At 69.5% G+C, this 5,529-nt stretch carries 3 protein-coding genes; 2 read left to right on the forward strand and 1 reads right to left on the reverse strand.

The window, feature by feature from the left end:
• On the reverse strand, positions 1–1,223 hold a 1,223-nt coding region (locus tag B0F77_RS45445), incomplete at its 3' end, for a HAMP domain-containing protein (protein ID WP_143467273.1).
• Between the two features lie 185 nt (positions 1,224–1,408).
• On the opposite strand from B0F77_RS45445, the gene B0F77_RS45450 reads away from it, so the two are divergent.
• The gene (locus B0F77_RS45450) at positions 1,409–2,794 is read left to right on the forward strand and encodes a PP2C family protein-serine/threonine phosphatase (RefSeq protein WP_086669267.1); all 1,386 of its coding nucleotides are present in this window, start codon (positions 1,409–1,411) and stop codon (positions 2,792–2,794) included.
• Between the two features lie 86 nt (positions 2,795–2,880).
• On the forward strand, positions 2,881–5,424 hold the full coding sequence (fxsT, locus tag B0F77_RS45455) for an FxSxx-COOH system tetratricopeptide repeat protein (protein ID WP_158103014.1): 2,544 nt from the start codon (positions 2,881–2,883) through the stop codon (positions 5,422–5,424).
• The last annotated feature ends 105 nt before the right edge of the window (positions 5,425–5,529 follow it).

Genomic DNA, 5,529 nt, shown 5'->3' on the forward strand with positions numbered 1-5,529 from the left:
GCGAAGGACGACAGCTGGTCGACCATCGTGTTGATGGTGGTCTTGAGTTCGAGGATCTCGCCGCGCGCGTCGATGGTGATCTTCTGGGTGAGGTCGCCGCGCGCGATGGCGGTGGTCACCGAGGCGATGTTGCGGACCTGGGTCGTCAGGTTGTTCGCCATGACGTTCACCGAGTCGGTCAGGTCGCGCCACGTGCCGGCCACACCCGGCACCTGGGCCTGACCGCCCAGCCGGCCGTCCGAACCGACCTCGCGGGCGACGCGGGTGACCTCGTCGGCGAACGACGACAGCTGGTCGACCATCGTGTTGATCGTGGACTTGAGCTCGAGGATCTCGCCGCGGGCGTCGACGGTGATCTTCTGCGTCAGGTCGCCCTGGGCCACCGCCGTCGTGACCTGGGCGATGTTGCGGACCTGGGTGGTCAGGTTGTCCGCCATGAAGTTCACGTTGTCGGTCAGGTCGTTCCACGTGCCGGCCACGCCGGGCACCTTCGCCTGGCCGCCGAGCTTGCCCTCGGTGCCGACCTCGCGGGCGACGCGGGTGACCTCGTCGGCGAACGACGACAGCTGGTCGACCATCGTGTTCAGCGTGTTCTTGAGCTCCAGCATCTCGCCGGAGACGTCGACGGTGATCTTCTGCGACAGGTCGCCGTTCGCCACCGCCGTCGCGACCTGCGCGATGTTGCGGACCTGGTTGGTCAGGTTGTTCGCCATCAAGTTGACGTTGTCGGTCAGGTCGCGCCAGGTGCCGGCCACGCCGGGGACCTGCGCCTGACCGCCCAGCCGGCCGTCGGTACCGACCTCGCGGGCGACGCGGGTGACTTCGTCCGCGAAGGACGACAGCTGGTCGACCAGGCCGTTCACCGTCGAACCGAGCGTGGCGAACTCACCACGCAGCGTCTGGTCCGACATGCGCTTGGTCAGGTCGCCCTCGGCGACGGCGGCGAGCACCCGGCTCAGCTCGCTCGTCGGCCTCATCAGGTCCTCGACCAGGCCGTTCACCGAGTCGGCGATCAGCGACCAGCCGCCGGCGGTGCCCGCGGGCGCCACCCGTTCGGTGAGCCTGCCCTCCTGGCCGACCGCCTGCCGGACCCGGCCCAGCTCACCGGCGAGCCACTGGTTGCGCTCCGCGATCTCGTTGAACACGTCCGCGAGCGCCGACACGGGCCCGTTCCCCGGCACCACCAGCCTGCGGCGGAAGTTGCCGTCACGCAGGTCTCTCATGGCGGAGAGAACCCGTTCGAGGGTCGCGTCCGTCTCTTCGTTGGCCGTGGTCACTCCAAGCCTCCGTGCCTCGGTGGTCGCAGCCAAGCCTGCCACGTTAGGTTGGGAGCGAGGTAACTTGATGCCGCGATGCACGCCAACTACCCGCAGGAGGCCGTGATGATTCGGCCACAGGACTGCGGCGGATGAGCAGCGCCGTGGGTATCGACCTGGACGGCTGGCAACGCCTGGTGGACGGGCTGCGCGAAGCCGTCTTCGTCGTCGACCCGGCCGGAGTGGTGCGCGTGCGCAACGCCGCGGCCGCCGACCGGTTCCCCCGCCTGGGTCTCGGCGGGCACTTCGACGTGCACGTCGCCGGCCGTCAGCACGACCTCGGCGAGGGCTGGAGTGCCTGGTACTTCACGGACTCCGCGCTCGATCACGCCCATCTGCGGCTCGCCGGCGGCACTTCGCGCCAGACGACGCTGAAGACGATCGTGCAGCTCGCGGCGGAGTTGCTGGGCGAGCACTGCGTCGCCGTGGTGCCGGCCACCCGGGATCGCCTGGAGTGGTGGCGTTGTGGCGGCGGCGAACCGACGGTGGCGCGCTCGCCGCGCCGGGCGTCCACGATCTCCGAGGTGCTGACGGGCACCTCCACACTGACCAGGATCACCTCTTTGGGTGAAGGTAACTGGGGTGTGCCGGAGGACTTCGGCTGCGCGCTGGCCGTGCCGCTGGGCGTCGGAGGCGCGCTGGTCGTGCTGCGCAAGGGAGACTTCGCGCCGAACGACGTCGAGCGCGTCCGGCTGTTCGGCAAGCACGCGGCGGTGGCGCTGGAGTCCGCGTCCCGGCTGACCGAGCAGCAGCGGACCATCGACGTGCTGCGCTCGGCGTTGCTGCCGTTGCCGCTGCCCGAGGTGCCTGGCGTGTCGATGGCGTCGGTGTTCATCCCGGCACACCAACGCGCGTTGGTCGGCGGCGACTTCTACGACGTGCACCCGCGCACGGACGGCTCGGCGACGTTCGCGCTGGGCGACGTCTGCGGCCACGGCCTGGAAGCCGCGGTCCACAGTGGACGTGTGCGGCAGTCGTTGCAGGCGCTGTCGCTGGTCGAGACGAACCCGGTGCGGTTGCTGCACCTGCTGAACACCTCGTTGCGCGCCACCGGTTCGAAGCTCTTCACGACGATCGTCGTCGGTGAGCTGGTGCCGCTGGCGTCCGGGGGAGTGCGGCTGTCACTGGCGTCCGGCGGGCATCCGGCGCCGCTGATCCTGCGTGCGGACGGCAGCGTCCAGGACGTGAGCGCGCCCGGTGCGATCGTCGGCATCCTGTCCGATGTCCGTTTCCACGGCGAGCAGGTGACGCTCGCGCCCGGCGACACGCTGGTGCTGTACTCCGACGGGTTCACCGAGGCACGCGCGCACGCCGACCGCACCGAGCTGTTCGGCGAGCAGCGGCTGCGGGCGGTGCTGAAGGAGTGCAAGGGCCTGTCGTCGGAGGAGATCGCCCGGCACTGCGAGGACGCCGTGCTGAAGTGGCTCAACCGCGACGATCACGACGACCTCGCCTTGCTGGCAGTACAAGCCGTCTGAGTCCCAGTTGTCGTGGAACTGCAACATTCCGGGGTGTTCGGGCGATCTGAGAGTTCATGGCGGCGGTAGACGGAAGTGCCAGAAGGGTGTTGATCAGCCACACCTCGGAGCTGCGGAGGTTTCCGGCGAATCGGTCGTTCGTCGCGGCGGTGGAGTCGGCGATCTCACGAGCGGGCGACGCCGTGGTGGACATGGCCTACTTCGCCGCCGACGATCGAACCCCGGCGCAGGTGTGCCGGGACGCCGTGGCGGGCGCGGACGTCTACGTGCTGGTGGCCGGGTTCTGCTACGGGTCACCGGTGCGGGACAGGCCGGAGCTGTCGTACACCGAGCTCGAGTTCGAGGCGGCGAGCGAGTTCGGGCTGCCGAGGTTGGTCTTCCTGCTCGGCGACGACACGGACGGGCCGGCTGGGCTGTTCCGCGACCCCGAGCGCGGGGCGCTGCAGGAAGGATTCCGCCGGCGGCTGCAGAACAGCGGCGTGACCACGGACTTCGTGTCCTCGCCCGACGGGCTTGAGACAGCGGTGCTGCACGCGCTGACCACTCTCCACCGCCCGCGGACCGTGGTGGCCAGCCGGGTCGTGACGCGGGTGTGGAACATGCCCAGCCGTCCCACCACGTTCACCGGCAGAGAGGGCTTGCTGGCCGAGCTGCGGGAGACACTCGTCGGTGACGGTCCCGCGGTGGTCAGGGCACTGCACGCGATGGGCGGAGTCGGCAAGACCACCACGGCCATCGAGTACTCCCACCGGTTCGCCGGCGAGTACGACGTCGGGTGGTGGGTCTCGGCCGAGCGTCCTGAACTGATCCCCGAGCAGCTGGCCGACCTGGCGCAGGCGTTGCGCCTCGCGGTGCCGGGTGAGCCGGTCGAGGTGGTGCTCGCACGACTGCTGGGCCATCTGAAGGACCACCCGCGGTCGCTGCTGGTGTTCGACAACGCCGAGTCTCCCGACGACCTGGCCCGGTTCCTGCCGGGCGGCGCCGCTCGCGTGCTGATCACGTCACGGTGCCCGGACTGGCGAGGCGCGGCCACCGAGGTCGAGGTGACCGTGTTCTCGCCCGAGGAATCCGTTTCACTGTTGCAGTCGCGGGTGCCGGGTCTGAGCGACGCGGACGCGCGACGGATAGCCGAGGCGCTCGGCCATCTCCCGCTCGCGCTGGACCAGGCCGGGGCGTTGATGGCTGATGGCGGCCTGACCCCCGACAGCTACCTGACCCTGCTGAACACCCGCGCGGCTGAGCTCCTGCACGATTCCGCGGCCGAGCACCTGACGGGAGGGCGACGTTCGGTGGCGGCGTCGTGGTCGGTGGCCTTCGACGCCCTCGCCGTTCGCGATCCGGCCGGGTTGCAGCTGCTGACCCTGCTGGCGTGGCTTGCACCGGAACCTGTTCCGCTCACCTTGCTCGCGGACCACCCTCAGCAGTTGCCCGAGCCGCTCGCCACCGTCGCCGCCGACCCGCTCGCACTCGCCTCCACCGTCCGCGACCTGAAACGCCGGGCGCTGGCGCGAGTCGAGACCGGCAGCATCGTGCTGCACCGCATCCCCGCCGCCCTGCTGCGAGGGCCGGGCATTCCAGGCAGGGACGTTCGCGCACCACAGGCCGGATGGCCCGCCGCGGCGATGCTCCTGGTGCGCAGAGCGGTACCGGCCGATCCGTGGAACTGCCCGCCGCAGTGGCCCGTCTGGCACCGGCTGCTGCCGCACGTCCTGATCGCCACCGGCCCCGACCGTGCACCTCACCTCATCGCCTACCACGAGTCTCTCGCTTGGCTTCTGGATCGCGTGTCCATCTATCTGCTCGCCCGCGGCCAGCCGCGCCAGGCCGTGGAACATTCCCGGCGTGCTTACGAGACCTTCGGCCAGCACCACGGCGACGATGCTCTCGTCACCTCGGTGTACCCCCTGAACCTCGCCATGGTCCTCCGGCTGGCGGGCCAGTACGTGAAGGCGCGGGAGTTGAGCGAGGAGACACTTCGGCGACGCCGTCAGCTCCTCGGCGAGGACCACACCGACACCCTGTCGTCAGCGTCCGGTTTCGCTCTCGCGCTTTCCGCCCTGGGGGAGCAGGCGAAAGCGAGGGAACTGAACGAGGACACCCTCCGCAGGCGTCGTCAGGTCCTCGGTGACGACCACTCCGAAACCCTGACCTCGGCGCACAACCTCGCGCTCAACCTGTCGGCCCTGGGCGAGCACGTGCAGGCGCAGGAGCTGTACGAGGACACCCTCCGCAGGCGTCGTCAGGTCCTCGGCGACGACCATCCCGACACTCTCACCTCGGTGCACGGGTTCGCCTTCAGCATGACGCCGCTGGGGGAGCACGGAAGGGCGCGGGAGCTGTACGAGGCCGCGTTCCTGCAACACCGCCGGGTGCTCGGCGATGATCATCCTTACACCCTGAAAGCGGCCAGCAATCTGGCTGCCGCGTTGCAGCGGATGGGCGAGGTCCAGCAGGCACGGGAGCTGGGTGAGGAGACCCTTCGACGCCGCCGCAGTGCCCTTGGCGACGACCACCCCGAAACCCGGCTGACCGCGCGGAACCTCGCTCTGGACCTGCGCTCGTTGGGAGAGGTCGACAAGGCGGAAGCGCTCGAACGGTGGGCCGGAGACCGTGAGGGCGGCAGCTCCTAGTAGTGCTTTGTCGGGTGGCCACTACCAGCGCAGTTGGTGGTAGTTGAGGTGATCTGCAATCGATTACATCGGCTCGTAACTACAACCAACTTGCAGGTGCGGCAT

The sequence above is a fragment of the Lentzea kentuckyensis genome (assembly GCF_002150765.1).
In the GTDB taxonomy this organism is placed as follows: Bacteria; Actinomycetota; Actinomycetes; order Mycobacteriales; family Pseudonocardiaceae; genus Lentzea; species Lentzea kentuckyensis.

Bases quoted from the DNA above. Each gene is read 5' to 3' on its own strand.
- B0F77_RS45450 (WP_086669267.1), top strand. From the start codon at position 1,409: ATGAGCAGCGCCGTGGGTATCGACCTGGACGGCTGGCAACGCCTGGTG.